The organism is Nereida sp. MMG025, from assembly GCF_021654165.1.
GTDB lineage: Bacteria > Pseudomonadota > Alphaproteobacteria > Rhodobacterales > Rhodobacteraceae > Nereida.
On the sequence record NZ_JAKFZN010000003.1, the window covers coordinates 26,921 to 52,050 of the forward strand.

Sequence of the window (25,130 nt, forward strand, 5' to 3'; positions counted from 1 at the left end):
TTGACGGTGGCCGCGATGTTGGGCCCCGTTGCGGCGGGTCTGCTTGGAACGGTTGCACCTGCCTTCGGGTATTTGCCTGCCGCAGGCCAAAGCACTTGGACACTTGATCCCTTCCGTGACCTGATCACGTGGGAGGGGTTGCCGCATGCTGTCATGCTCAGCTTGACGTCTGGGTTCGGCGCAACCGCTGCGTCGTTGCTCATTGTCGCGCTCATCACAGCAGGTTGGCACGGCACACCTGCGTTCCGCTGGATACAACGTCTGCTGTCGCCCTTATTGTCCGTCCCCCACGCAGCAGCTGCGTTCGGTTTGGCCTTTTTGATCGCGCCATCTGGCTGGATTGCGCGTCTGTTTTCCCCCTGGCTCACTGGGTGGGAACGCCCGCCTGATGTGTTAATCCTGCAAGATCACTGGGGGCTGACAATGACGGCAGGACTGGTTGCCAAAGAGGTGCCATTCTTGTTGTTGATGACCCTCGCAGCGCTCAGCCAGATTGATCACAAACGCAGCGCGGTCATCTCGGCCTCACTAGGGTATGGACGTGTGTCTGGCTGGCTCAAGACCGTGTTTCCGTTGGTCTACAGACAAATCCGGCTGCCCGTTTACGTGGTGTTGGCCTATTCGATGTCCGTCGTCGACGTGGCGATCATTTTGGGACCGAACACGCCAAGCACGCTGTCGGTGCAGATCGTCAAATGGATGGGCAACCCCGATCTGATGCTGCGTCTGGAGGCGGCGGCGGCAGCCCTGCTGCAATTTGCACTTGTTGTGATTGCCCTGGGGCTCTGGCGGTGGGGCGAAGGCATCGTGCGACGCCTTGGGTGCCGATGGGTTATGGTCGGCGCGCGCGGGCGCGGAGAGGCGGTCTTGCGGGGTGCCGGACTGATCGCAGGCATGTTGGTTGCGGCGGCGATCCTTCTGGGGTTGCTTGGCCTTGCGGTTTGGTCATTTGCGGCGCTTTGGACCTTTCCCAACCTTTTGCCAGATGCGTTCACCACGCGAAGCTGGATGCGTCATGAAGCTGGCCTGTGGGATGCAGGGGTGCAGACCGCAATTATCGCGAGTGTGTCGACGGCTCTGGCACTTGTTCTGACCATCGGATGCCTTGAGGCCGAACATAGATACGGATTGCGAATGTCGGGGAAGGGGATGTTGCTTCTCTATCTTCCCCTAATGGTGCCGCAGACCGCATTCCTACCGGGGTTGCAGACCTTGATGTTGGCAGGTGGGCTGCAAAACGGTCTGCTTCCCGTTATTTTTGCGCATTTGGTATTTGTGTTGCCATATGTCTTTTTGTCGTTATCCGATCCGTTTCGCGCTTGGGATCCACGGTTCGGATCGGTTGCCCATGCGTTGGGCGCGGGTCCAGACCGTGTTTTGTGGGCGGTTCGCCTGCCGATGCTCGCGGCACCTTTGTTGACGGCCTTTGCGGTCGGATTTGCAGTGTCAGTCGGACAATATCTTCCGACCTTGCTGGTCGGGGGCGGGCGCGTGTCTACCCTGACCACAGAGGCTGTTGCCCTGGCCGCAGGTGGTGACAGACGTGCCATTGGCGTCTACGCCTTGGTGCAAACGGCCGCGGCGGTGGTGCCATTCGCGCTTGCGATTATCTTGCCAATGGTTGTGTGGCGCAATCGAAAGGGGCTTCAGAATGCCTAAAGGTTTGCAACTTGAAAATGTGGTGATCCGACACCGCGGTTGCGTATTGATCGAGATTGATCACACGATTGCCCCGGGCGATATTCTGAGTGTCATGGGGCCTTCGGGATCGGGGAAATCCACGCTTCTCAGTTACATCATCGGGACGTTGGAACCGGCCTTTGAGGCGACTGGCGAGGTGCTGTTAGACGGACAAACCATTACTGGATTGCCCGCCCACTCAAGGCGCATCGGAATCCTGTTTCAAGATGATTTACTGTTCCCGCATCTCAGCGTGGGCGAAAACCTGGCCTTTGGGCTAAGCCATGAAACAAAGGGGCGCGCTGCACGGCGGGCTGCGGTCGAACAAGCGTTGCAAGACATCGGCTTGGCGGATTTCTTTGATCGTGACCCGGCAACACTGTCTGGTGGTCAAAAGGCGCGCGTGGGGCTGATGCGGATGTTGCTATCGAACCCTTATGCGCTGTTGCTGGACGAAGCATTCAGCCGTCTGGACACAGGCCTGCGCGAACAAATTCGCAATCTGGTTTTTGACACGGCACGCCAACGTGGCCTGCCTGTTTTGATGGTGACACATGATGCGGCCGATGCCCAAGCAGCAGGGGGCGCTGTTTTTCAGATGGGATCAAGCCCGTCTAAAACCTCGTCTGTATCCTGACCAAAACGTGGCGGGGGACTACGGTAACTGACAGGCGTGCGCGACAGTTTGAGCGGATTGCCCAAAAGCTTCAGACCGTCCATATCAATCACCATCTCGCGGGCCTTGGCTTGATCTGATGTAAGCGCATCTTCCAGCGTGTTCACAGGACCAACAGGCACCCCAACACCTTCCAACCCCGTGATGATCGCCCCAACGGTGTGGGTTTTGAACAGGGCCGAAAGGGTCGTAACCAAAGTATCACGATTGGCAAGGCGGGCTGAGTTGGTTGCGTAATCGGGACTATCGGCCAGCCCTTGCGCGCCAAGCCATGCCACGCAACGGCGGAACTGGCTGTCGTTGCCCACGGCCAAAATCACGTAGCCATCACGCGCTTCAAAGACCTGATAGGGGACAATATTGGGGTGCGCATTTCCTTTGCGGACAGGCACATTTTGCGTCTGCAAATAGCCCGTCGCCTGATTGATCAGCCACGCCATTTGCGTGTCCACCAAGCCCACGTCGATATGCTGGCCTTGCCCTGTTTCTGTGCGGTGATGCAGCGCGGCCAAAATACCGACACTGGCATAGAGGCCACAGACCACATCTGCAACGGCTACGCCTACTTTCATGGGCTCTCCGCCCTCTGCACCGGTGATCGACATGATGCCACCAAACCCTTGGGCCATAAGATCATAGCCCGGCTTGTTCGCGTTTGGTCCTGTCTGACCAAACCCTGTGATCGAACAGTAAATAAGCGCAGGGTGCGCAGCGCATAGGCTTGCGTGATCCAGCCCGTATTTCGCAAGCCCACCTACCTTGTAATTTTCGACCAAAATATCCGCTTGCGCCGCCAAGGCCTTTAGCTGGGCTTGGCCTTCTGGGGTGGTGATGTCGATGGCAACGCTAAGTTTGTTGCGGTTGGCCGACAGAAAATATGTGGACAGATCAGGCTTGCCCTCCACAAAAGGGGGCCCCCATGTGCGCGTGTCGTCGCCTTTGGTTTTCGGGTTTTCGATTTTGATGACCTTGGCACCCAGATCACCAAGCATCTGCGTTGCGGTGGGTCCCGCAAGAATGCGGCTCAGGTCCAAAACAACCAGACCGTCCAATGCACCCGCCATTTATGTCGCCTCGTGGCATGCCACACGTGCGCCACGCAGTTCGCGCATCACGGGACGTTCGGCGCTGCATTGGCGCGTGGCAAGGGGGCAGCGGGGATGAAAGGCACAGCCTGTGGGCGGGTTGATCGGATCCGGGATTTCACCCTGCGGTGGATCAATCTCACGACCGAACCCATCCATCTTGGGGGCGGCAGCCAGCAGCATCTGGGTGTAGGGGTGTTTTGGATCGTCGAACAGTTGGTCAGGTGTTCCTTCCTCAACCAGACGCCCCAGATATAGCACGCCGATCTTGTCGCTGATGTGCTGCACAACCGTCAGATCGTGGCTGATAAACAGGTAGGTCAGGCCAAGGTCTTCTTGCAGATTGGTCATCAGGTTAAGAACCTGCGCTTGCACAGATACATCCAGCGCGCTTGTCGGTTCATCACATACGATCAATTTCGGTTCGGACGCCAAAGCGCGGGCGATACAAATGCGCTGGCGCTGCCCGCCAGAAAATTCATGGGGGAATTTATCGGCGTCCAGCGCTGACAGGCCCACTTGCTCCAACAGCTTTTCGGCCAAACCCACACCACTGCCACCGCGCGCCGTGACAGGCTCATTGATGATATCGCGGACCTTCCAGCGCGGATTCAGACTGGCGTAGGGGTCTTGAAAGATCATCTGGATATCGCTGCGGGCCTTGTCCATCTTGGCCGCATCGGTTTCGCGGGTCAGATCGATCCCGTTGATTGTCACACTGCCTTCCGAGGGTGAGAGTAATCCAACAGCCATCTTCCCGATGGTCGATTTGCCAGAGCCGCTTTCACCCACAAGCGCATAGACGGTGCGTTCCTCGACCTTGAACGATACATCTGACACGGCCGTCAAAAGCGCTTTGGGCAGCCGTTCCAGAACCCGGTTCAACCACGGTTTGGACACATCGAAAATACGGGTCAGATGCGTGACTTCGATCATCGCCATCAGGCAGTCTCCTCGGCGCTATGGGTGATCGGGAAATGGCAGGCGGCGCGGCCACCGTCGCGGCGGGGGCGGGGATCATGGCGGCAGATATCTTGGGCCTTGGGGCAACGCGGATGAAAGGCGCACCCCGTTGGCATTGCTGTCAATCGCGGCATCGAGCCCGGGATTTGGCGCAAGCGTTTCAACCCCTTGCTGGCCAGCGGGGTCGAGCCCATCAACCCGTCGGTATAGGGGTGTTCGGGCGCTGTGATCACCTCGCGGACGGGGCCAAGCTCTGCCAAACGGCCTGCATACATAACGGCGACGCGATCGGCGGTTTCGGCAATCACACCCATGTCGTGGGTGATCAACATAACGGCCGTGCCACGGTCACGGCACAGGCGTTTCAAAAGCGCGATGATCTGCGCCTGAACTGAAACATCAAGCGCTGTCGTCGGCTCATCGGCGATGATAAGCGATGGTTCGGCGCATAGGGCCAAAGCAATCACAACGCGCTGGCGCATACCGCCTGAAAATTCATGCGGGTAGCTGTCCAGTCGCTCTGACGCTGCGGGAATTCCAACCTCTTCAAGGGCTGCAATGGCGCGTTTGCGCGCCTCGGTTTGCGTGATCGACAGGTGCTGTAGCATGGTTTCTGTCAACTGATCACCGATGGTCAGCAACGGGTTCAGAGAGGTCAGCGGGTCTTGGAACACCATGCCAATGTCCTTGCCGCGCAGCCGCCGCATGTTTTCGCCCTGCAACTTATCAATGCGGGTCCCGTTCAACCAGATTTCACCGCCGGTGATTTTGGCGGGACGGTTCAAAAGGCCAATGACGGCATTGCCTGCCATGGATTTACCCGCCCCCGATTCCCCGACAACCCCAAGGATTTCACCTTTGGCGATATCGTAGCTGACCTGGTCGACAGGACGTAAAAGCCCGCCGCGTGTGGGGATTTCAACAGTCAGATCGCGGATGGACAGGACGGGGTCAGACATTGGGGGGTCCTTGTTGAAATGAACTCGTGTTTCATGCGGGGGTCAGGCAGGTCATCTTAGCTTGGGGTTCAGCGCGTCGCGCAGCCAGTCCCCAAGCAGATTTACGGCCAGTGCCAAAGCCAGAAGTGTGGCGGCGGGAAACAGCAGGATCCACCATTCGCCCGAAAACAGGAAGCCTTGCCCAATGCGGATCAACGTGCCGAGCGAGGGTTGCGTTGGCGGCGCGCCCACGCCCAGAAAGGACAGGGTGGCTTCTGCGATGATGGCAAGTGCGAGCGATATGGTGGCGATGACCAGCACAGGGCTCAGCACATTCGGTAGGATATGACGCAGCATAATCGCGCCTGACCCGCGCCCGATCAGACGGGCGGCCTGCACGTATTCCTTGTTCTTTTCGACCAATGTGGCCCCGCGCACAACGCGTGCGAATTGCACCCAGTCGGACAGGCCAATCGCCACAATCAGCACCCAAATGGCCATTTGATCACGATATTCGACAGGGGTGATGCCTTTTGCGATCCCGAAGATCAGCATCGCGACAAGGATCGCAGGAAAGGTCAACTGCACATCTGCCACGCGCATGATGATCGTTTCGACCCAACCGCCAACATAGCCCGCCAAAAGGCCAAGCGTGATGCCCAGAACCATCGCAAAGGCAACGGCAGCCGCCCCCACAAACAGCGAAATGCGCAAACCGTAGAGAATGGTAGAAAACACATCGCGGCCCTGATCATCGGTCCCGAGCCAAAATACATCGCCCGTAAACGCATTCGGCTCCATCGGTTTGGAAAAGCCGTTCATCAGGTTCAGCGACGCGGGATCAAAAGGGTCGTAGGGCGCGATAAGTGGCGCAAAGATTGCCGCCAAGACCAACACCAACACAACTGTAAACGAGATGATGGCCACGGGGCTGCGGCGAAACTGATAGGCGAAATCACTGTCCCAGGCGCGGGTGAACCGGCTTGGTGCTTTGGCGCGGACCTGTGGGGGGATTTGGGGCAAATCAGTCATTTCAATGGGCCTTTGTGCGATCCGCCCGAAGGCGGGGATCAATGGCGAAATAAAGCAAGTCCACCACCAGATTAATGCCCACGAACATGACAGAAATCAGCATCAGATAGGCGGCCATGACAGGAATATCGACGAATTGGATTGCGTTGATAAACAGCAAGCCGACACCGGGCCATTGAAATACGGTTTCGGTGATAATTGCGAAGGCGATGATACTGCCCAGTTGCAAACCCGTCACCGTGATCACAGGCACCAGCGTGTTCTTGAGCGCATGACGGAAGTTAACCGATTTTTCACGCAAGCCGCGTGCGCGGGCAAAGCGGATGTAATCCGCGCGCAGTACCTCCAGCATTTCCGAGCGGACCAGACGCATGATCAACGTCATTTGATACAGGCCAAGTGTGATTGATGGCAAGATCAGGGCTTTGAGGCCGCTGGCTGTCAGGAACCCGGTGGTCCACCAGCCAAGGTCCACGACCTCTCCGCGGCCAAAACTGGGCAGCCAGCCAAGCTCGACGGAAAACAGGTAAATCAACAGGATGCCAATAAGAAACGTGGGAAGGCTCACCCCGATCAGGGATGTCGACATGATGACGTTGGCCACCCATCCATCGCGCCTGATGGCGGTGAAAATACCCAAGACCACACCAAAGAAAATCGCCATTGTGCCACTGACCAACGCCAGTTCAAGCGTTGCGGGCGCGCGTTCTGCGATAATGTCACCGACGGGTCGGGCTTGTCTGTAGGACAGACCAAAATCACCTGTGGCGGCCTTTTTCAGGAAGGTCCAATACTGCACCAAAAACGGGTCATCCAAGCCCAGATCGGCGCGCACACGTTCAATATCTTCTTGCGTGCGTTCTTGCCCCAGAAGGTTGTCGACGGGATCGCCCACAAAACGGAACATGGAAAACGCCACAAGCCCTACGACAAGCAGGACGAGAAAGGATTGCAGAACACGTCGGAGGGCATAAGCAAGCATAAGCCGACAGTTGCGGCAATCGCCCCCAAGCGTCAAGAGGTGACCTGTGGAAACCCTAGTCTTGTCGGGCTTTCAAAGCATCAATCGTATAGCGATCTGCGACAAAGAAATCGGGGTCTGTTTCGCGCCGGAAGCGTGGGTCACTTGGCAAACAGCCGATATCGCACAGCAAATAGGCCAGACCCATCTGACCGTCGACAAACCAAAACCGGCCACCAGGTGTTGCGATATAGCCGTTTACACCATCGGCCATATCTCCTTCGATATCCTGATAGGACGGCACTTCGGTGTCGTCGCGCGGCGTGTAACGCCCGTGGGTGTGGTAGCTGGCAATCGGTTCGACCGTGTGGGGCAGGCTGCGTGGACGACATGATGATTTGCGGCCCTTGCGTGCGCGGGTCACAATCAGATTGCCTGCATCGTCGCGTCCGATCAGTCCACAATATTCCCGATTGGCCGCAAAGGAATTGGCCTGCAACTTGGCCAGTGTGTCGCGCGCAACTTGCATGACCTGCGGGTCATAGTCCTGCGCCACCGCTTGGGTGGCGCAGAACATTAGTGCGAGGACAAGGCTGTGTCGCATCGGCTGCAAACCCCTGTATGCGCGTGGGTGCCAACGTCAGGCAATACCTTCCAGCAGCGGTCGCATTTGCTGCCTTCAGCCTTTGCAAAACTGACGGCCACATCTTCGACGTCTGCCAGGACAAAGGCGTCCTCGGGTGCGGCGTCCCGTGACAGGGTAAGCTGGCTGGTGATGCACAGATCCGCGAAAAGTTCAGCATCGGTTATGATGTCTGCATACTCTTGAGACACATACACCGTGGGTGCTGCTTCGAGAGACGAGCCGATGATCTTTGCCGTACGCTGTTCTTCCAGTGCACCTGTCACCACACGGCGCACTGCACGGATCTTTTCGGCTCTTGCTGCCAGCGCATCATCGCGCCACTCCGCGGGCGTTTCGGGGAAATCGACCAGATGCACCGACGTGTCGGCACCGTTTCGTTCCAGCCAGACTTCCTCCATCGTGAAGGTCAGGATCGGGGCCAGCCATGTGGTCAGCCGTTCATGCAAGATATTCAGGACGGTCAAAGCAGCATGGCGGCGGGTGGTCTTGCCGTCGCAATAAAGCGCGTCTTTCCGGATATCAAAGTAGAACGACGACAGATCAAGCGTGGCGAAATCAAAGATCGCGCGGAACACACCTTGGAAATCATACTTGGCATAGCCCTCGCGGACGGTCCCGTCCAGCACGGCCAATTTATGCAGGATCAGCCGTTCCAGCTCTGGCATGTCTTTCGGATCAACGGCTTTTTCAGGCTCAAAATCAGCAAGGCTGCCAAGCATAAACCGCATTGTATTGCGCAAGCGGCGATAGCTGTCGGCGACGTTTTTCAGGATTTCAGGCCCGATGCGCAGATCGGCGGTATAGTCCGATTGCGCGACCCACAAGCGCAAAATATCCGCGCCGTATTGCTTGATCACCTCTTCGGGGGCGATGGTGTTGCCGATGGATTTGGACATTTTCATGCCCTTTTCATCCAGCGTAAACCCGTGGGTCAGCACGCCGCGATAGGGCGCACGGCCCTTGGTGCCACAGGCTTGCAGCATCGACGAATGGAACCAGCCACGGTGCTGATCGGTGCCTTCAAGATACAGATCCGCCAGACCATCTTCTGACCCGTCCTCACGGTCACGCAAGGTGAAGGCATGGGTCGATCCTGAATCAAACCAGACGTCAAGAATATCCATGACTTGTTCGTAGTCATCGGCGCTGTAATCATTGCCAAGGAATCGTTCTTTCGCGCCCTCGGCATACCATGCGTCTGCGCCCTCGGCTTCAAAGGCTGCAAGGATACGCGCGTTCACGTTTTCATCGCGCAGCAGGAAATCATCATCAGTCGGTTTGGCGCCTTTTTTGGTGAAACACGTCAGCGGAACGCCCCAAGCGCGTTGGCGCGACAGCACCCAGTCAGGGCGCGCTTCGATCATCGAATACAAGCGGTTGCGGCCCGTTTGGGGCGTCCACGTTACCAATTCATCAATGCTGGTCAGCGCGCGTTCGCGGATGGTTTTGCCGTAGTCGTCCATGCCATCGTTCAGCGGTTTGTCGATCGCGGTGAACCATTGTGGTCGGTTCAGACGGATCACGGGCGCTTTGGACCGCCAGCTGTGTGCATCGCTGATCGTGATGCGCTTGCGCGCCAGAAGGCCGCCCACTTCAACCAGCTTTTCGATGACCTTCTGGTTGGCTTTGCCTGGTTTTCCATTGGGTCGCAGGATGGCTTCGCCCGCGAAAAACGGCAGATCGGCGCGGTAGCTGCTGTCATCAAGGATATTGAACGTCATCGGCAAGCCATGTTTCAGGCCGATCTGATAGTCATCGTCACCGTGGCTTGGCGCAGTGTGGACAAAACCTGTGCCTGCATCAGCGGTCACGTGATCGCCGGGCAGCATCGGCACATCAAAATCCCATTCGCCGTCAGCACCTTTCGCGCCGTGCAGCGGGTGGTTCAGAACAAGCGTCGACAGTTCATCCGCAGCGACATCGCCGACGCGCTCGAACATGCCGTCTTGCAGACGGGCGGCCGCGAATGCATCGGCGGCCAAATCATCTGCAAAAAGATACGTTGCACCTTTCACAGCCCAACATTCGTCTGGCGTATCAACGACTTTATACGCGCCATAACTTACCGTTTCGTTAAAACAGACCGCGCGGTTCTGCGGGATGGTCCAGGGGGTCGTTGTCCAGATGACGACAAAGGTATCGGCTTGGCCTTGCACAGCAAACGGCACCCAGATCGCATCGGTCTGGCGGTCGTGGTATTCAACCTCGGCTTCGGCCAGCGCGGTTTTTTCGACAGGCGACCACATCACAGGCTTGGACCCCTGATAGAGAGAGCCGTTCATCAAGAAGGTCTGAAATTCTTCCGCGATCACGCGTTCGGCGTGGTAATCCATTGTCAGGTAAGGGTTTTCCCAGTTGCCTGTGATGCCAAGGCGTTTGAATTCCTCGCGCTGGATATCAACCCATCCGCTGGCGAATTCACGGCATTCACGGCGAAATTCGACCACGTCAACGGCGTCTTTATCGCGGCCTTTGGCGCGGTATTTTTCTTCGATCTTCCATTCGATGGGCAGGCCGTGGCAGTCCCAACCTGGGATGTAGCGCGCATCAAAGCCCATCATTTGTTGGCTGCGCACGACCATATCCTTGAGGATTTTGTTCAGCGCGTGACCGATATGCAAATGCCCGTTTGCATAGGGCGGGCCGTCGTGGAGGGTGAAGGGTTTGCGGCCCGTTTTGGCGCGTAATTGGCCGTAAACATTCATCTTCTCCCAACGCGCCAGCCATTCGGGTTCGCGTTTGGGAAGGCCTGCGCGCATCGGAAAATCGGTGCGTGGCAGGTTCAGGGTATCTTTATAGTTAGGTGTTTCGGCGCACATCGGGGGCGTCCTTTTTCGTCAGTATATTCAGGGTGTTAGGAAGGGTCAGCGCGGTCGCGTCCAGCGCCTTTGCCCGGCGTCCCATGTCTCAGAGCGCCGGGTTTATAATTCGGATAATGATCGCAAAACAGGTCATCTTGATCAGCGTTATAGGTAGCGTTTTTGCCCGTGTAAACCGTGTCAGATGGGGTATGGCCTAGCGTCTGCTATGCGTATGGCAATGCGTCAGACACTTTGGGGTTTTTGACCACTTGAGCGTGCATTTGTTAACCACTGGTTCAGTCGTTGACGTGCCCCCAAACCGCACTGATCACCACACTGCCTTCGCCCACGGCAGAGGCGACCCGCTTGGTCGAGGTCGAGCGCACATCACCCACGGCAAATATCCCGTGGTGGGACGTTTCATAAGGAGACCGCCCGCCATTTGTGACGCCCGTTTTGACAAATCCCTGCGGGTCCAGTGCCACCAACCCGCTGAGCCATGCCGTGTTGGGCGCAGCACCTACCATGATAAATACCGCAGAGGTGGACAGCCGCCAATCCTGACCGCTTGTTTTGTCATACATGGTCACCGCTTCCAGCGCATCATCGCCGTGCAGCGTGGTGACGGATGTGTTGTAGTGAATCGTGATGCTTGGGTCCGCTTCAAGCCGCGACAGCAGGTAGTCTGACATGGATGCCGCCAGCGACGGGCCGCGCACAAGCACATGGACATGGCGCGCCGTGCGCGACAGGAACATCGCTGCCTGACCCGCCGAATTGCCGCCGCCAATCACGACCGCATCGGCGCCGCGGCACCACCGCGCCTCGACATCTGTGGCCGCGTAATAGACGCCTGCGCCCTCAAGGTCTTCCAACCGATCCAGCGGCAGGCGGCGGTACTGCACTCCTGTGGCCACCACCAGCGATTTGGCGCAGGCCATGCTTTCATCATCAAAGCGCACGTGAAACACGCCGTCATCGGCCTGATGCACGCCTTCGGCGCGGCGCGGCACAGCAAAGCGCGTTCCGAATTTCATCGCCTGCAATTCGCCGCGCCAACACAGATCAGCGCCCGAAATGCCCGTGGGAAAGCCCATGTAGTTTTCGATGCGGCTTGATGTGCCAGCCTGACCGCCGATGGCCAGATCTTCGGTCACCAAAGCGTTCAGCCCTTCGGCCCCTGCATAGACGGCGGCGGCCACACCTGCCGGCCCGCCACCCACGATGAGCGTGTCAAAGACATGGTCGGTATTGATGGCTTGGTCCAGTCCAAGGCGTTGGGCGATGGATTTGGGCGTAGGGTTGTCCAGCACCTCATGTTTGCCAAGAATCACAGCCGGTTTCGGATCACCGATAGAACATTCATGGGCCACGCGTTCGGCTTCGTGTTCATCAATCGTCAGGCTGCGCACGGGGATACGGTTGCGTCCTGCAAAACTGGCGATCTGTCGGATGGTTCGGTCGACTTCTGCCCCGATCAGTGTGAGAGGGGCGTCACCCGCCTCTAGCTGGCGGCGGCGGCGCGCCGCAAAGACGGTGATGATGATATCCGACATCTCGGGGATACGGGACATGGCCTCCAGCATAGTGGCGCGTTCAACGCGGATGCAGCGACTGTCCGTGACCGCGCGCGCGCCGATGGTGGCTTTGGCCCCTGACAAAAAGCTGATATCACCAAAAAACTGGGTCGGCCCGAGTGTGGCCGCGCCGTAGCGGTCGCCCGTGCGCGGATCGACGGCTTCAAGCTCGCCCTCCAGCAGGTAGTGAAAATGGGTGAAGGGTTTGCCCAGGTCCTGAATATAGTCGCCACCGCGCACATCAATCACCTCGCCCAAGCGGTGCAGCTCGGCCACATGGCTGTCATGCAGGGGGGTGCGTATCATTGTCGCCAGATCGGCGGCCATCGTTTCCATGTCTGAAATCCTTAACTTTGACTGCCAAATAACCCTGTGAGCGCGTTTTTCACCAGCGATGTCACAGAGGGGCGTTTTGTGGTTGTGAAGGGAAGGGGGCGGCAGACCTCCATTGCGGCCACGCCGACGCGGGCTGTGAGCGCACCATTGACGATGCCTTCGCCAAAGCGCCGGCTGACTTTTGACAAAACGCCGCCCCCTGCGATGGTGCCGATCAGATCATCGCCAACAGCCACTGCACCTGTGGCCACAAGGTGCAGCATGACGGTCCGCGTCAGACGCCATGACCCGATGGTGCCAGCGCGTCCGCCATAAATTTCGGCGATGCGGCGGATCATGCGGATGTTGGATGTCAGGGCTGCGATCACATCGGCAAAGGCCAGTGGCACGATGGCGGTGACGGTGGCCACTTGGCGGGCGGCGGCCTGCACCTCAAGGCTGGCGGCTGCATCCAAAGGGGCCAGAAGATCGGCCTCGGCAGCACCAAGCAGGGTGGCCGCATCCAGGACATCGCCCTGACGCTCTGCCAGTTTTTCGCGCCCCCATTTGGTATCGTCGCGTGATTTATAAAGGTTGGTCAGCTGGCGCGTCACGGCGCGGGCGGCTTTCAGATCGCTGTGGGCAAGGGCCTTGGCTGCGTCGTCCTGAATGCGATCCAACCGTCTGAGGCGCGAAAACGCGGCCAGCTCGCGCAGCGCGATAATCAGCAAAACAGCGGCAAAGAGCCCGATCAATGTGCTGGCCACCAGCCCGAGAAGCGGGTTTTGCGCCAGCAAGGCAGTGATCGCGTTCCATGCGGCGAGTGAGGCGAAAAAGCCCGTGATGGCGAGCAAAAGCCCCCAGAACCAACGGCCCAGTCGCGAGGGGCGGCGCGCAGAGAGGGCCGCGACCGTTTGCATGGCCTGACCTGTGGGGGCAGGGGTGTCGAGGTCTGGCACAGGCGGGGCGGTGGCGGGTGTCTGCTTGGCCTTTTGGCGCTTTTTGGTGTCGGCGGCCTCCAGATCAATCAGGACGGGGCCGCGCTTGGGGGATTTGCTCATCGCAGTTTGTCTCCGATCAGGAATTCGGCGGCGCGGTCAAGACGGATGTGCGGGGGGCCTTCGCCTTGGGACAGGGTCAAAGGTTGCGGGGCGAACCGCATGATCTGGTAGTCTGCATCAAGCCATGTATCGCTGCCTGCTTTGGCGGGGCCAAGCAGGTGATTGGGATCGTCAGGCAGGTCGCCTGCGTAGAATGCGGCCTGTTTGCCGGTGTCCAGCAGCGTGCCGCGCACACAATCGAGCGGCGTGCCATTGTGATCAATCGTTTCTTCCACGGTGGCGCGCAGGGCGGCCAGTGACAGCGCATCGGTTTGCGCACCTGCAAACTGCGCACGATCACGGGCGTCGCGGGTCAGCGCCTTGATGATCGCGGTCAGTTGGGGGTGTTGGCTGTGGTGCAAGTGATCGGCTTTGGTCGCGGCAAAGAGAATTTTTTCGACCCGTTTGCCCAGAAAAATCTCGGACAAAAACGCGTTGCGGCCCGGTTTGAAGGCTCCCAGAATATCCGCCAGCCCGCCGCGCATGTCTTCAACGGCTTTCGGGCCTGAATTGATGGCGCCAAGCACATCGACCAAAACCACCTGTCGGTCAATTTTGGAAAAATGATCGCGAAAGAATGGTTTGACCACTTGGGATTTATAGGCGTCAAAGCGCCTTTGCATTTCGCGGTAAAGCGAACGGCGAGGGGCGTCTGACGGGGGCAGGGGCGCGAAGGTCAAAACGGGGCTGCCTGCCAAATCGCCCGGCAAGATAAACCGCCCCGGCGTGACATCGTAAAACCCATCGGCGCGGGCGGCGTGCAGGTAATCTGTAAAGGATTTGGCAAGGGACTGAGCGATAGGTTCCTCAAGACGGTCGGTGCCGTTGGTCGCGCTGGCCACGCCCAGATACGCAGCGGCAAAGCTGCGGGTTTGCATGCGTGCCAAAACCTCGGCTGACCATGTGGCGTAGTCTTTGTCGAGCAAGGCCAGATCCAGCAGCCATTCGCCAGGGTAGTCGACGATATCGAGATGAACGATGCGCGGGCCCGTGACACCGCCAAGCAAACCTTGTGGCTGAACCTTGAGCGACAGGCGCAACTGGCTGATGGCGCGGGTGCTATCTGGCCATTGGGGGGCGCGGGCGGTCAGATCGCCAAGGTGGGCTTCGTAATCAAAGCGCGGCACCGTGTCATCGGGTTGGGGTTGCAGATACGCCGACTGGATGTGCCCCTGAGAGGCTGCAAGCAGCCCCGGCATGCGGCCACGATCCAAAAGGTTTGCCACAAGCGACGTGATGAACACCGTTTTGCCCGCCCGTGACAGCCCTGTCACACCCAGACGAATAGAAGATGGCTGGAACGGGGCTGTGACCGTGTCGGTCAGGGTTTGGGCACCGCGCAGCAGGCCATCGGCGATATCATTGACGATCAAAACGAGAAACGAGGCCTTTGTATTTTTGGGTTAACAGAAACATGGGGGAGTGCGGGCATGATTGCAACGGGCGGCGTGCCGCGCTAGATCGCGGGTCATGCCCAGATATGCTTTGAAAATCGAATATAACGGCGCGCCCTATCGCGGCTGGCAGCGACAGGTGGATCTGCCAACGGTGCAAGGGGCGATCGAGGCGGCGTTGGACCGCGTGGAAAAGGGCAGCCATGAGATTGCAGCGGCAGGGCGCACCGACACGGGCGTGCACGCCACCGCGCAGGTGGCCCATTGCGATATGGCCAAGGCGTGGGACCCGTTTCGCCTCATGGAGGCGGTGAATTATCACCTCAAGCCCGCGCCTGTGGCGGTTGTCGCTTGTGCGCAGGTGGATGGCGATTGGCACGCACGGTTTTCGGCCCGCGAGCGGCGCTACCTGTTTCGCTTGGTGTCACGTCGCGCACCGATCACGCATGAGGCGGGCTTGGTTTGGCAAGTCAAACAGCCGCTTGATATCGATGCAATGCGCGCAGGCGCGGCCCATTTGATCGGGCATCATGACTTTACCACGTTTCGATCGACGATCTGTCAGGCGAAATCGCCTGTTAAAACCCTTGATGCGCTTGAGATTATCGCGGTGCCCTTTGCGCATGGGGTCGAGTACCAGTTTCATCTGCGCGCGCGGTCGTTTTTGCACAATCAGGTGCGCAGTTTTGTGGGCACCTTGGAACGCGTTGGCGCGGGGCAGATGACGGCGGATGATGTGCGCATAGCGCTTGAGGCGCGCGACAGGCAGGCCTGCGGGCCTGTGTGCGCGCCGCATGGACTATATCTTGCGGGGGTCAGCTATGATGATGATCCGTTTGGAGACAATGCATAGTGCGCAGTGGGGGCCAGCCCCCGTCCTTGCCTGACGGCAAGGCCCCCCCGAGGTATTTATCGCAACAATGAAGAGGGGGCGGCGCGTTAAGGTTAATGCGGTCGAACGGGGCTAGTCGTTGTCCAAAAGGCTCGCTCCTGCGCCTGCAAGGCGTGATCCATCCGACGCGGGGACATAGGTTTTTGCGGCAAGGGTCGTCAGTTCTGCTTCAAGCGATTTGGGCAAAAGCAGGCGCGGTTTTGGTCGCGCGCCCTGGGAGGCCTGAAAGTAGCTGAGTGCCAGCCCTGTGAAGAGATCTTGGCCGCTTTCATTTGGGTCATAGAGTGCGTCAATGCGCGCGGGCATGCCAGTAATGGGGCCATCCGGGTCAGCAAGGGCGGCTGTGATTTCGGCCGTGTTGCGCCCTTCGCACAGGTGGATCACGAGCGCTGCTCCGAAATCGGCCGCCTGACCTATGTCAAACCCCGCACCGCGTGCGGCTTTGATGCCAAGCCCCATGACCTCATTTGCCGATTTCATGCCGCGAAGGTGGGGAGCCACCAGTCATCGGCGTGGTCCAGCTCATCCGCGAGGGGGGCACCCTGGCACAAGGTGATGCGGGTCCAGCGGTCTGACTTGGGATCAAATTTGGCCGCGCCGAAAAACGCCAGTTTGCAGCGCAGCATATCGATCGGCAGGCAATCCTGCCCAATCAGATTGTCGCGGATTTCCGAATAGGGGTGCGCGGCGCAGGTTTGCACGCGGATCGCCGCAAAGCGATGTTCGGGGTGGGCGGCCAGAAAGGCGCTGAGACGTGTATGCTGTGTCTGGGCAAAGGCCAAGGCAAGGGCTTTGACGCGGCGGGCGATATCGAGGGGGCTTTCGAGATCCGCGCCGTCTTCGGTGTGGCGGTTGCCAAGGCGCGGTTCCAGTTTTTCTTCGGAGACATACCAGAATTGGGCGCAGTCCGCGGGGGCGTCATAGTCGATCTTGACGGCCCAGTCCCAATCCGCAGCGATCATTTGCTGCATATCGGTGATGCTGCAGGGGCGCAGGCGGGGCGGGCCGAAGGGGTCGGCCATGCAATCCGTCAGCCCGTCGATCAAATCGCCAAAGGGTTCTAAAAGCATGGCGGCCAGCAGCTCTTGGGTGTCGGGGCTGAAGCGCTCGGCCGCCGTCATCAACGCGTCGAGCGGTTGGGTGGCGGTCATCGCCTCGGGGGTCATCAGGTCGCAGACCTGTGGCCATTCGGTGCGCAGGGTTTCGATCCGGTCCATGGCGATTGCGTCGGGGACGGACCATTCGGCGAGGTGTTGGGCGGCGCGCATAGCGAGGGTGTAAAGGCGTTCAATCTGGTCATGGCGCAAGGCATCGATGGCACGCACACGCGCCAAGGCCGTTTCGCGCACCATCATCCAGTTGTTCAAAAGCACGGGGTGGCTGACCAGAAAGGGGGCCATTCCCAGACCGGTTGAATTGCCGATGCCAAGGTGGCGCTTGAGCGCCCGATCGAGGGGGGCGCCGCCGACATGTTCCACCAGATCATGCGTGAAATGGCGGATCAGCCAGACAGTGAGCATCTCGGCAGCAAAGGGGCCTTGCAGCGCGGGGCGGTCATCGATCAGGGCGCGGTCGGCGATGCCGAATTTGCCGTTGCCGTAGACGGCGGTGGTGCGCATCAGATAGCCCGTGTCGCGGATCAGGTCTGCGTCGGGCTGGTGGCCTGCACGCAGGGCGTCCACCACATGCGCCCAGAGCCGCACGGACTTGTTGGCGCGGCTGAGCACCAGATCGCGTTCGGTAAAGCGGCCTGCTTCCTGGAGGGGGGCGTTGGCGAAGATCCGCGCGATGTCGTCCGCGTCAGGGATGCCGTCGAAGAGCACATAGGCGGTGTCCCAAGCGGTGGCAATCACGCGGTCGGTGCGCATATCTTCGGGCAGATCGGTGCTGACAGCAACGAGGGAATAGCTGTGGCCACCCAAGGTCAGGCTATAGACCGCGTGGCCAAACCCGTCTGCGCACATTTGCCAGACGGGGCGTGTGATCTGGGCATTTTCGGCCGATAGCCGCCGCATCAGGCTGCGCAAAAACGACAGGCGCGTGGGGAAGCTGGCGCCCATGCGGCGCAGGCGCATCACATCGGATGGTGCGCGCAGGGTCGTTTGGGGGGGCGTTGCAATATCAAGCATCGGGTCCGAAATTCTCCGAATAAAAGCGATACCAGTTGCCACCCATGATGCCTGCAACCTCGGATTCGCTCAAGCCTGCGGTGATCAGACCTGCACGGATGTTGCCGAAATCGCGGTTGTCGCGGAACCAATGTGGCATGGGCGGGAAGCCTGCGTTGCTGGCCGAGCCTTCGCCGTAGTCGATCACTTTGGACCAGCGGCCCACGCGCATCCATTCAACCACGCTGTCGGGTTGGTTTTGGCACAGGTCCGTGCCGATCCCGAGAGACTGGGCGCCGTAGCGGCGTGCGGCCTCGGCCACCATATCGCAAAAACTGGCGAGCGTGCAGTCGGGGCCGCCTGCAAGGTGATGGGGATAGACCGAAAACCCGAGCATGCCGCCTGCCTGTGTCAGCGCCTGCAAAACCTCGTCGGATTTGTTGCGCAGGGCTTTGTGCCACCACGCGGGGTTGGCGTGGGTGATGGCGATGGGGCGGGTGGACTGGTCGATCGCCTCAAGCGTTGAACGATCCGCCGAATGGCTCATGTCGACGACCATGCCAACGCGGTTCATCTCGGCCACGACCTGTTTGCCAAAACGGGTGAGCCCTGTGTCGTCGTCCTCATAACAGCCCGTCGCCAGAAGGGACTGGTTGTTGTACGTCAGCTGCATGAAGCGCACGCCAAGTTGGTGACAAATCTCGATCAGGCCGATGTCGTCTTCGATGGGGGAGGGGTTCTGAAACCCAAAGAAGATCGCGGTTTTACCTTCGGCCATCGCGCGCTCGACATCAGCGGCGGTGGTGCCGCGCAGGATCAGGTCGCCGCAGGTTTCAAACCAGCGGTTCCATGCCTCAAGCTGCAAAACCATTTCACGAAAGGATTCGTGATAAACGATGGTGACATGCACCGCGTCCACGCCGCCCGCGCGCATCTGTTCAAAGATTTCGCGCGACCAGTTGCAGTACTGAAGGTTGTCGATCAGGGGCGTCTTCATAATGCCAGAAAAGCGTGCAATCGGCAAAGCGTCCAGTCTGTTTGCGAATGTTTTTGCACGTTTACGCCGCGCAAACCCGTGTGGTCCCTCTTGCCATTCCTGAAATTAGGTTCTTTCATGAGACGCATGAACGGCGGTCAACGAGAACCGCCGCATGTATTTGGGAGATACCTGATGAAACATACGACTGCTTTTCTTGCGGCCGCTTTGCTGGCGTCGACATCGCTGGCCAGCGCCGAGACCCTGCGATGGGCGCGTGCCGGCGACAGCCTGACGCTTGACCCGCATGCGCAAAACGAGGGCCCGACACATACGCTGGCCCACCAGATTTACGAGCCGCTGATCATTCGTGACCATTCGGGGGCGTTCCAGCCTGCACTGGCCACAGAATGGGCGCCAAAGGCAGATGACCCTTCGGTTTGGGTGTTTAAACTGCGCGAGGGTGTGAAATTCCACGATGGCAGCGACTTCACTGCCGAGGACGTGGTGTTCAGTTTTGAGCGTGCGAAATCCGAAACATCGGCGATGAAAGAACTGCTGACTTCGATCACCGAAGTGCGTGCGGTTGACGATATGACCGTTGAGTTTGTGACAGATGGTCCAAACCCGATCCTGCCCAACAACTTCACCAACCTGTTCATCATGGACAAAGGCTGGACCGAAGCAAATGGCGTGGTTGCCGTGCAAGACATCGCCAATGGCGAGACAACATTTGCCGCCACAAACGCGATGGGCACAGGGCCTTATACGCTGACAAGCCGCGAGCCTGACGTGCGCACGGTGCTGGATGCCAACCCGAACTATTGGGGTATTGGCCAGTTCCCGCTGGAAATCACAAAGATCGAATACACACCCATTCAGAACGCAGCGACCCGCGTGGCCGCAATTTTGTCGGGTGAGGTGGACTTTATCCAAGACGTGCCTGTGCAAGACCTTGAGCGGGTCAACGGCTCGGACGGTCTGACCGTGAAAACCGCGCCGCAAAACCGTGTGATCTTTTTCGGGATGAACATGGGTGCGGATGACATTGAGAACGACAATGTTGAGGGGGCAAACCCGCTGGCCGATGTGCGTGTGCGCAAGGCGATGTCGATGGCGATCAACCGTGATGCGATCAAACAGGTCGTGATGCGTGGCCAGTCAGCGCCTGCGGGCATGATTGCGCCGCCCTTCGTGAATGGCTGGACTGCCGAAATGGACGCTGCGTCTATGACAGATGTGGATGCCGCCAAAGCGCTGATGGAAGAAGCGGGTTACGGCGACGGATTCTCGATCCAGCTGGATTGCCCGAACGATCGCTATGTCAATGACGAAGGCATTTGTCAGGCAGCCGTCGGCATGCTGGCGCAAATCGGCGTGACGGTGAACCTGGATGCCAAGCCAAAGGCGCAGCACTTCCCGCTGATCCAGAACGGCGAGACAGATTTCTACATGCTTGGGTGGGGTGTGCCGACCTATGACAGTGAATATGTCTTTAACTTCCTGACGCATACGCGCAGCGGTGATCGTGGGTCATGGAACAACACGGGCTTCTCGAACGCCGAGATGGATGCGCAGATTGTCTCGCTTGCTTCCGAGACCGATCTGGCGGTGCGCGATCAGACCATCGCGGATATCTGGAAAGTGGTGCAGGACGAGCAACTGTATATCCCGATCCACCACCAAGTGCTGAACTGGGGTATGACAGATGCCGTTGGCACAGATGTGTCGCCAGAAGATGATCCGAAGTTCAAATTCTTCACAATGAACTAAACAGGGGGGTGGATTGAAATCCACCTTACTTGCAAACACGAACGGCGGTCCCCTTGGGATCGCCGTTTTTATGTGGGCTAGGGGTTAGAGGCCCAGATCACGCTGCCATCGGGTTTCAGAACGGGCGCTGTCGGGGCCTTATCAAGCAAGGCGATAACCTTGTCTGCGGGGCGGCACAGCGCGGTGCCTTTGGCGCTTACAACGATGGGGCGGTTGACCAAAACGGGGTCTGCCACCATCGCCTGAAGCAGCGTATCATCGGTTGCCTCGGGATCGGTCAGTCCCAATTCAGCAGCATTTGTTTTGAACGTGCGCAGCGCGTCATGCGGGGAAATGCCCGCAGCAGCGAACAGCTCTTTGAGTTGCGGACGCGTCCAACCTGTTTTGAGGTATTCCACGATTGTCGGCTCGCCCCCGCTGGCGCGGATGATGGCAAGCACATTGCGCGAGGTGCCGCATTTGGGATTGTGGTAGATGGTAATGCTCATGAGATCAGACCTTTGCGGGAAAGAGTTGCTGCAATGCGCCTGCCACACAAAGGTAACAGCTTGTTAACACAAGACCCCAATGCGCCCAACTGGCGGGATCAAATTGCACCCATGCGGCCCAACCTGCAAATCCCGTCCATGCCAGCGCCATGGGCAGGGATACCGCGCGCCAGCGTGCGGTGCGCACGGGGTGGACGAATTTGATGGGTAGAAACTGTGCGGCGGCCAACACGCTGACGAGTGCGAGAATTGTCCAGTGCCCGGGTTCCAGCGCGAAGAGCACAATGATCAGCATATTCCAGCAGCCGGGAAAGCCCGAAAAGGAGTTATCTTTTGTTTTCATACGCGTGTCGGCAAAATACATCGCAGATGTGAAGGTAATGACAATAATTGCAAACCAGCCTGTCCAGCCTTCCAACAGCCCTGATGAAAACAGCGCAAAGGCGGGGATGAACACATAGGTCAGATAATCGATGATCAGATCCAGCAGCACGCCGTCAAATTCGGGCGCGTTGGTTTTGACGTCATATTTGCGGGCCAACGGTCCATCGACGCCGTCGACGGCAAAAGCGACCACGAGCCAGACAAACATCATTGGCCAGTCGCCTTTGACAGCCTCCAGCATGGCGAGCATGGCAAAGACGGCCCCAGTGGCGGTGAAAAGATGAACGGCGAGAGCTTTTGTTTTCATGCGCACTTCCTGCCAGCGAATGTCTGTGGGGGCAACGGTTTAAGCACCTGCCGCGCTACAAGGTGCCATCGGCACACATGCGCACGATCAGCCAGTCCAGTTTGCGGATGGGGCGCAGCTTGTTAGGCTGTTTGGTGCGATAAAACGCGTCAATCACTTTCAACTCGCCGCCTTGAGTGTCGACGACAAAAAGGGCGCGGGCCTCGACAAGCCTGACCATGCCGCGCGATTGGGTCATTTTGAACCCGCCTCTGGGCTGCGCAACAAACCCGCGGTTAAATGTGACGCCATCGGTCTGCGCCAGAAAACTGTGCTGTGTAAAGCACTGTAAAAACGGATCTTGCAGACCCACAATGCGCATGGATTTGGGATAGGGAATACCGGACGCAAGGGTTGTGTAGCGCAGAACCATCCAGATCAGGATTAGTGCCACCAGACCATAGCCCAATAGGGTCGTCAGGCGTTCATGCACGGGGGTGGGCCTTGTCATAAACCTCCATCAGGCGGGCGGTATCAACGGCGGTATAGGCTTGGGTGGTCGACAGGCTGGCGTGGCCAAGCAGTTCCTGGATAGCGCGCAAATCACCACCTGCAGACAAAAGATGCGTGGCAAAGCTGTGGCGCATGGCATGGGGCGTGGCGGTGGCGGGCAGGCCAAGTTGCAGGCGGGCTTTTTCCATCACCTTTTGGATCAGGCGGGGGTTCAGCTTGCCGCCGCGCACCCCGCGAAACAGTGGGGCATCGGATTCAAGCGGATGGGGCGAAAGCTGTAGATAGGTGTCTACCGCGTCACGTGCCGCATCGATGACAGGCACGATCCGTTCCTTATTGCCCTTGCCCGTAATGCGCAGCACGGCGGGCAGCGGGGCGTCGCGGCCCGTCAGGTTCAATGCCTCCGAAATCCGCAAGCCGCACCCATAAAGCAGAGTGACCACCGCCATGTCACGGGCGGCGACCCAACTGTCAGCTGATTGCAATTCAACCGTTTCAATCATCTTCACAGCGGCATCTTCGGCCAAGGGGCGGGGGAGTTTCTTTTGGAATTTCGGACTGCGGGTGGACAGCACAGCCGTTGGCTCGAACCCTTCGCGTTCGGCTAACCAGCGATAGAAGGATTTAACGGCCGACAGGGCGCGCGCCAAGGACCGCGCCCCCACGCCGCGCCCGCGCTCGCTCGCCATCCAAGCGCGCATGTCGCGGACGTCTATACGTTCAAGCGCTCGCAATCCTTGCGGCTCGCCTTTGTGTAAGGTGATGAACGCAAGAAAGCCCAAGACATCTGTATGGTAAGCCGTGATCGTGTTTTCCGAGGCTCCGTTAAGCGCCTTTTGATGCGTCAGAAATTTGTTCAGAGCGTCCGTGGCAGCGGGCGAAACCCCGATCAAGACAACCAGCGGCGCATGGACCGCTCAAACACGCCACCAAAGAAGGCAAGCAGATCCGTGCCTTGTTGTGGCTTGAACATATGCGGGTCTTCGCAGCCCAACACCAGCATGCCCGGCAAACGGCCTTGGCCCAGATCCAGCTGGATACACGCCTCCGATCGGATCCAGTCATGAGCCTCGCCGTAGATCAGGTCCGAGTTGGGCTGCACCTGACGCAAGGTGACAGGCCGGGACTGCCCGCCGCGGCCCGACGTGATATAGTCATGGGCAAAGCCCGGCTTGGCGACGGTCAGAACATCGCCCAAGCGTTTAACGGCCGGATCATCTTCGGATTGCACGCTTTCCAGAACCAACCGTACGCAATCAACGCGCAAGATATCAGCGACTTCGCCGCCCAGATTGCGCAGAAATTCTTCAAATTCGGTAGGGTCCAACATGCGCAGAATGGCGCGGTGCACCTGATTGGTGCCAGCAAGATTTTCATAGGCCGCCGCGATCACGCTGCGGTGTGTATCCTCAAGACGGTCCAGCCGTGCTTCAAGACGTTCCATCGCAGCGCCGCGCAGATCAACGACATTGCTGCCTTGTTCGCGGTCATTGGCGGCGACCAGCGCACGCATCAGATCGGCGTCTTCAAGGATAAGTTCGGGCGCTGAAATGATGGTATCGCGCAGCGTCTCGTCGATCTTTTGATCGCGCTCTGGGGTGCTTGTCATGGGCCTGCTCAAGTTTTGTTTTTTCAGGTCTTATCATGCCCGCGGGCGGTGTGTCGCGCCTTTTTTATGCGTGATCCATCGGGTGTGGCATCTGCGCAAAAGGAGAAAGCGCGCCCGGGTTTCCCCTGACGCGCGTCCTGTTTTCTTCGCTATGGTTTTGGCATGACACAAACTGTTCAAAGCCAGGCCCCGAAGCCGATTTTCCCGTTGCCACCCCGTGCGGTGCGCCAGATCTTGCAACAGGCGGCGTGATCAGACGATCTTGATGCCTGCGGCTTCGGCGTCTTTCATGAAGGTTGCCAGACCTGCGTCGGTCAGCGGATGGCTGGCCAGTTTCTTGATGACCTCTGGCGGGGCTGTAATCACATCTGCACCGATGCGTGCGCTGTCCAGAACGTGGTTCACACTCCGAATGGAGGCCGCAAGGATTTCGGTTTTGAACCCGAAGTTGTCATAGATGGTGCGGATATCTTCGATCAATTCCATCCCGTCGAGATTGATGTCGTCCAGACGACCGATAAAGGGGCTGATGAACGTCGCCCCTGCTTTGGCGGCCAAAAGCGCCTGATTGGCGGAAAAACATAAGGTTACATTTACCATTTTGCCTTCCGAGCTGAGCACCTTGCAGGCTTTCAAACCATCCCATGTCAGAGGCAATTTGACGGCGATGTTTTCTGCGATCTTGGCCAGTTCGCGGCCTTCCGCAATCATGTCATCGGCGTTCAATGCGACCACTTCGGCGCTTACGGGGCCATCGACGATTGAACAAATCTCGCGGGTGACTTCTAGGATATCGCGGCCTGATTTCTTGATCAGCGACGGGTTTGTCGTCACGCCGTCTACCATACCTGTGTCGTTGAGTTCCTTGATCGCGTCGATTTCGGCAGTGTCTACGAAAAATTTCATGTGCTGCGTCCCTTTGGGTTGGCCTTT

At 58.6% G+C, this 25,130-nt stretch carries 23 protein-coding genes; 4 read left to right on the forward strand and 19 right to left on the reverse strand.

From position 1 onward, the window contains the following. Positions 1-15: 15 nt before the first annotated feature. Complete coding sequence (locus tag L1065_RS09345) at positions 16-1,659, forward strand: ABC transporter permease (protein WP_237095689.1); 1,644 nt, start codon at positions 16-18, stop codon at positions 1,657-1,659. Continuing rightward, positions 1,652-2,317 carry an ATP-binding cassette domain-containing protein gene (locus tag L1065_RS09350; RefSeq protein ID WP_237095215.1) on the forward strand — a complete coding sequence of 222 codons (666 nt, stop codon included), beginning with the start codon at positions 1,652-1,654 and terminating at the stop codon, positions 2,315-2,317. Before L1065_RS09345 ends, L1065_RS09350 begins: the two co-directional genes overlap by 8 nt. On the opposite strand, the gene L1065_RS09355 is transcribed toward L1065_RS09350, so the two are convergent. From L1065_RS09355 to L1065_RS09400, 10 genes are all read right to left on the reverse strand, one after another. Next, positions 2,275-3,420, reverse strand: a complete 1,146-nt coding sequence (locus L1065_RS09355; RefSeq protein ID WP_237095216.1) for a CaiB/BaiF CoA-transferase family protein — start codon at positions 3,418-3,420, stop codon at positions 2,275-2,277. The genes L1065_RS09350 and L1065_RS09355 overlap by 43 nt on opposite strands. Next, positions 3,421-4,383: an ABC transporter ATP-binding protein gene (locus tag L1065_RS09360; protein ID WP_237095217.1), complete on the reverse strand. Its 963-nt coding sequence runs from the start codon at positions 4,381-4,383 to the stop codon at positions 3,421-3,423. It lies immediately after the preceding gene. Next, positions 4,383-5,363 carry an ABC transporter ATP-binding protein gene (locus L1065_RS09365; RefSeq protein ID WP_237095218.1) on the reverse strand — a complete coding sequence of 327 codons (981 nt, stop codon included), beginning with the start codon at positions 5,361-5,363 and terminating at the stop codon, positions 4,383-4,385. The genes L1065_RS09360 and L1065_RS09365 overlap by 1 nt, the downstream gene beginning before the upstream one ends. A gap of 51 nt (positions 5,364-5,414) precedes the next feature. Next, positions 5,415-6,374 (reverse strand): ABC transporter permease, encoded by a 960-nt coding sequence (locus L1065_RS09370; protein ID WP_237095219.1) that lies wholly within the window; start codon positions 6,372-6,374, stop codon positions 5,415-5,417. Between the two features lies 1 nt (position 6,375). Then, positions 6,376-7,356: an ABC transporter permease gene (locus tag L1065_RS09375; RefSeq protein WP_237095220.1), complete on the reverse strand. Its 981-nt coding sequence runs from the start codon at positions 7,354-7,356 to the stop codon at positions 6,376-6,378. A 55-nt stretch (positions 7,357-7,411) separates the two neighbouring features. Then, positions 7,412-7,912 (reverse strand): DUF4329 domain-containing protein, encoded by a 501-nt coding sequence (locus L1065_RS09380; RefSeq protein WP_237095221.1) that lies wholly within the window; start codon positions 7,910-7,912, stop codon positions 7,412-7,414. After that, the gene (ileS, locus tag L1065_RS09385) at positions 7,912-10,800 is read right to left on the reverse strand and encodes an isoleucine--tRNA ligase (protein WP_237095222.1); all 2,889 of its coding nucleotides are present in this window, start codon (positions 10,798-10,800) and stop codon (positions 7,912-7,914) included. The genes L1065_RS09380 and ileS overlap by 1 nt, the downstream gene beginning before the upstream one ends. 278 nt (positions 10,801-11,078) lie before the next feature. Continuing rightward, a complete protein-coding gene (locus L1065_RS09390; protein WP_237095223.1) occupies positions 11,079-12,695 on the reverse strand; it encodes a cyclic nucleotide-binding domain-containing thioredoxin-disulfide reductase in 1,617 nt (538 codons plus the stop codon). 11 nt (positions 12,696-12,706) lie between these two features. Next, the gene (locus L1065_RS09395) at positions 12,707-13,735 is read right to left on the reverse strand and encodes a YcjF family protein (RefSeq protein WP_237095224.1); all 1,029 of its coding nucleotides are present in this window, start codon (positions 13,733-13,735) and stop codon (positions 12,707-12,709) included. Next, complete coding sequence (locus L1065_RS09400) at positions 13,732-15,147, reverse strand: YcjX family protein (RefSeq protein ID WP_237095225.1); 1,416 nt, start codon at positions 15,145-15,147, stop codon at positions 13,732-13,734. Before L1065_RS09400 ends, L1065_RS09395 begins: the two co-directional genes overlap by 4 nt. 97 nt (positions 15,148-15,244) lie before the next feature. Here L1065_RS09400 and truA point away from each other — a divergent pair, with 97 nt between their 5' ends. Further along, positions 15,245-16,021 carry a tRNA pseudouridine(38-40) synthase TruA gene (truA, locus tag L1065_RS09405; RefSeq protein ID WP_237095226.1) on the forward strand — a complete coding sequence of 259 codons (777 nt, stop codon included), beginning with the start codon at positions 15,245-15,247 and terminating at the stop codon, positions 16,019-16,021. 111 nt (positions 16,022-16,132) lie between these two features. Here truA and L1065_RS09410 read toward each other — a convergent pair whose 3' ends face one another. The 3 genes from L1065_RS09410 to L1065_RS09420 are packed head-to-tail and all read right to left on the reverse strand — an operon-like array spanning position 16,133 to position 19,165. Continuing rightward, a complete protein-coding gene (locus L1065_RS09410) occupies positions 16,133-16,561 on the reverse strand; it encodes a hypothetical protein (RefSeq protein WP_237095227.1) in 429 nt (142 codons plus the stop codon). Then, positions 16,537-18,189 carry a hypothetical protein gene (locus tag L1065_RS09415; protein WP_237095228.1) on the reverse strand — a complete coding sequence of 551 codons (1,653 nt, stop codon included), beginning with the start codon at positions 18,187-18,189 and terminating at the stop codon, positions 16,537-16,539. The genes L1065_RS09410 and L1065_RS09415 overlap by 25 nt, the downstream gene beginning before the upstream one ends. Further along, positions 18,182-19,165, reverse strand: a complete 984-nt coding sequence (locus L1065_RS09420; RefSeq protein ID WP_237095229.1) for a membrane dipeptidase — start codon at positions 19,163-19,165, stop codon at positions 18,182-18,184. The genes L1065_RS09415 and L1065_RS09420 overlap by 8 nt, the downstream gene beginning before the upstream one ends. A 174-nt stretch (positions 19,166-19,339) precedes the next feature. Here L1065_RS09420 and L1065_RS09425 point away from each other — a divergent pair, with 174 nt between their 5' ends. After that, positions 19,340-20,917, forward strand: a complete 1,578-nt coding sequence (locus L1065_RS09425) for an ABC transporter substrate-binding protein (RefSeq protein WP_237095230.1) — start codon at positions 19,340-19,342, stop codon at positions 20,915-20,917. A 77-nt stretch (positions 20,918-20,994) separates the two neighbouring features. Here the strand turns inward: L1065_RS09425 and arsC are convergent, their stop codons facing one another. The 6 genes from arsC to fsa all read right to left on the reverse strand — a co-directional run bounded on the left by arsC (position 20,995) and on the right by fsa (position 25,103). After that, positions 20,995-21,405 carry an arsenate reductase (glutaredoxin) gene (gene arsC / locus L1065_RS09430; protein ID WP_237095231.1) on the reverse strand — a complete coding sequence of 137 codons (411 nt, stop codon included), beginning with the start codon at positions 21,403-21,405 and terminating at the stop codon, positions 20,995-20,997. A gap of 4 nt (positions 21,406-21,409) precedes the next feature. Beyond that, a complete protein-coding gene (locus L1065_RS09435; protein ID WP_239030032.1) occupies positions 21,410-22,096 on the reverse strand; it encodes a phosphatidylcholine/phosphatidylserine synthase in 687 nt (228 codons plus the stop codon). A gap of 55 nt (positions 22,097-22,151) precedes the next feature. Next, positions 22,152-22,586: a hypothetical protein gene (locus tag L1065_RS09440; protein ID WP_237095233.1), complete on the reverse strand. Its 435-nt coding sequence runs from the start codon at positions 22,584-22,586 to the stop codon at positions 22,152-22,154. After that, complete coding sequence (locus L1065_RS09445; RefSeq protein WP_237095234.1) at positions 22,561-23,481, reverse strand: tyrosine recombinase XerC; 921 nt, start codon at positions 23,479-23,481, stop codon at positions 22,561-22,563. Before L1065_RS09445 ends, L1065_RS09440 begins: the two co-directional genes overlap by 26 nt. Then, positions 23,478-24,197: a DUF484 family protein gene (locus L1065_RS09450; protein WP_237095235.1), complete on the reverse strand. Its 720-nt coding sequence runs from the start codon at positions 24,195-24,197 to the stop codon at positions 23,478-23,480. Before L1065_RS09450 ends, L1065_RS09445 begins: the two co-directional genes overlap by 4 nt. Positions 24,198-24,449: 252 nt before the next feature. Further along, positions 24,450-25,103 carry a fructose-6-phosphate aldolase gene (gene fsa / locus L1065_RS09455; protein WP_237095237.1) on the reverse strand — a complete coding sequence of 218 codons (654 nt, stop codon included), beginning with the start codon at positions 25,101-25,103 and terminating at the stop codon, positions 24,450-24,452. Between the last annotated feature and the right edge of the window lie 27 nt (positions 25,104-25,130).

Coding starts and splice junctions, on each gene's coding strand:
- L1065_RS09380 (WP_237095221.1), bottom strand. CDS start 7,912: ATGTTCTGCGCCACCCAAGCGGTGGCGCAGGACTATGACCCGCAGGTC.
- L1065_RS09420 (WP_237095229.1), bottom strand. CDS start 19,165: ATGAAGACGCCCCTGATCGACAACCTTCAGTACTGCAACTGGTCGCGC.
- L1065_RS09390 (WP_237095223.1), bottom strand. CDS start 12,695: ATGGAAACGATGGCCGCCGATCTGGCGACAATGATACGCACCCCCCTG.
- L1065_RS09435 (WP_239030032.1), bottom strand. CDS start 22,096: ATGAAAACAAAAGCTCTCGCCGTTCATCTTTTCACCGCCACTGGGGCC.
- fsa (WP_237095237.1), bottom strand. CDS start 25,103: ATGAAATTTTTCGTAGACACTGCCGAAATCGACGCGATCAAGGAACTC.
- L1065_RS09450 (WP_237095235.1), bottom strand. CDS start 24,197: ATGACAAGCACCCCAGAGCGCGATCAAAAGATCGACGAGACGCTGCGC.
- L1065_RS09345 (WP_237095689.1), top strand. CDS start 16: ATGTTGGGCCCCGTTGCGGCGGGTCTGCTTGGAACGGTTGCACCTGCC.
- L1065_RS09355 (WP_237095216.1), bottom strand. CDS start 3,420: ATGGCGGGTGCATTGGACGGTCTGGTTGTTTTGGACCTGAGCCGCATT.
- L1065_RS09415 (WP_237095228.1), bottom strand. CDS start 18,189: ATGCTTGATATTGCAACGCCCCCCCAAACGACCCTGCGCGCACCATCC.
- L1065_RS09375 (WP_237095220.1), bottom strand. CDS start 7,356: ATGCTTGCTTATGCCCTCCGACGTGTTCTGCAATCCTTTCTCGTCCTG.
- arsC (WP_237095231.1), bottom strand. CDS start 21,405: ATGAGCATTACCATCTACCACAATCCCAAATGCGGCACCTCGCGCAAT.
- truA (WP_237095226.1), top strand. CDS start 15,245: ATGCCCAGATATGCTTTGAAAATCGAATATAACGGCGCGCCCTATCGC.
- L1065_RS09365 (WP_237095218.1), bottom strand. CDS start 5,363: ATGTCTGACCCCGTCCTGTCCATCCGCGATCTGACTGTTGAAATCCCC.
- L1065_RS09370 (WP_237095219.1), bottom strand. CDS start 6,374: ATGACTGATTTGCCCCAAATCCCCCCACAGGTCCGCGCCAAAGCACCA.
- L1065_RS09440 (WP_237095233.1), bottom strand. CDS start 22,586: ATGACAAGGCCCACCCCCGTGCATGAACGCCTGACGACCCTATTGGGC.
- L1065_RS09395 (WP_237095224.1), bottom strand. CDS start 13,735: ATGAGCAAATCCCCCAAGCGCGGCCCCGTCCTGATTGATCTGGAGGCC.
- L1065_RS09360 (WP_237095217.1), bottom strand. CDS start 4,383: ATGGCGATGATCGAAGTCACGCATCTGACCCGTATTTTCGATGTGTCC.
- L1065_RS09425 (WP_237095230.1), top strand. CDS start 19,340: ATGAAACATACGACTGCTTTTCTTGCGGCCGCTTTGCTGGCGTCGACA.
- ileS (WP_237095222.1), bottom strand. CDS start 10,800: ATGTGCGCCGAAACACCTAACTATAAAGATACCCTGAACCTGCCACGC.
- L1065_RS09350 (WP_237095215.1), top strand. CDS start 1,652: ATGCCTAAAGGTTTGCAACTTGAAAATGTGGTGATCCGACACCGCGGT.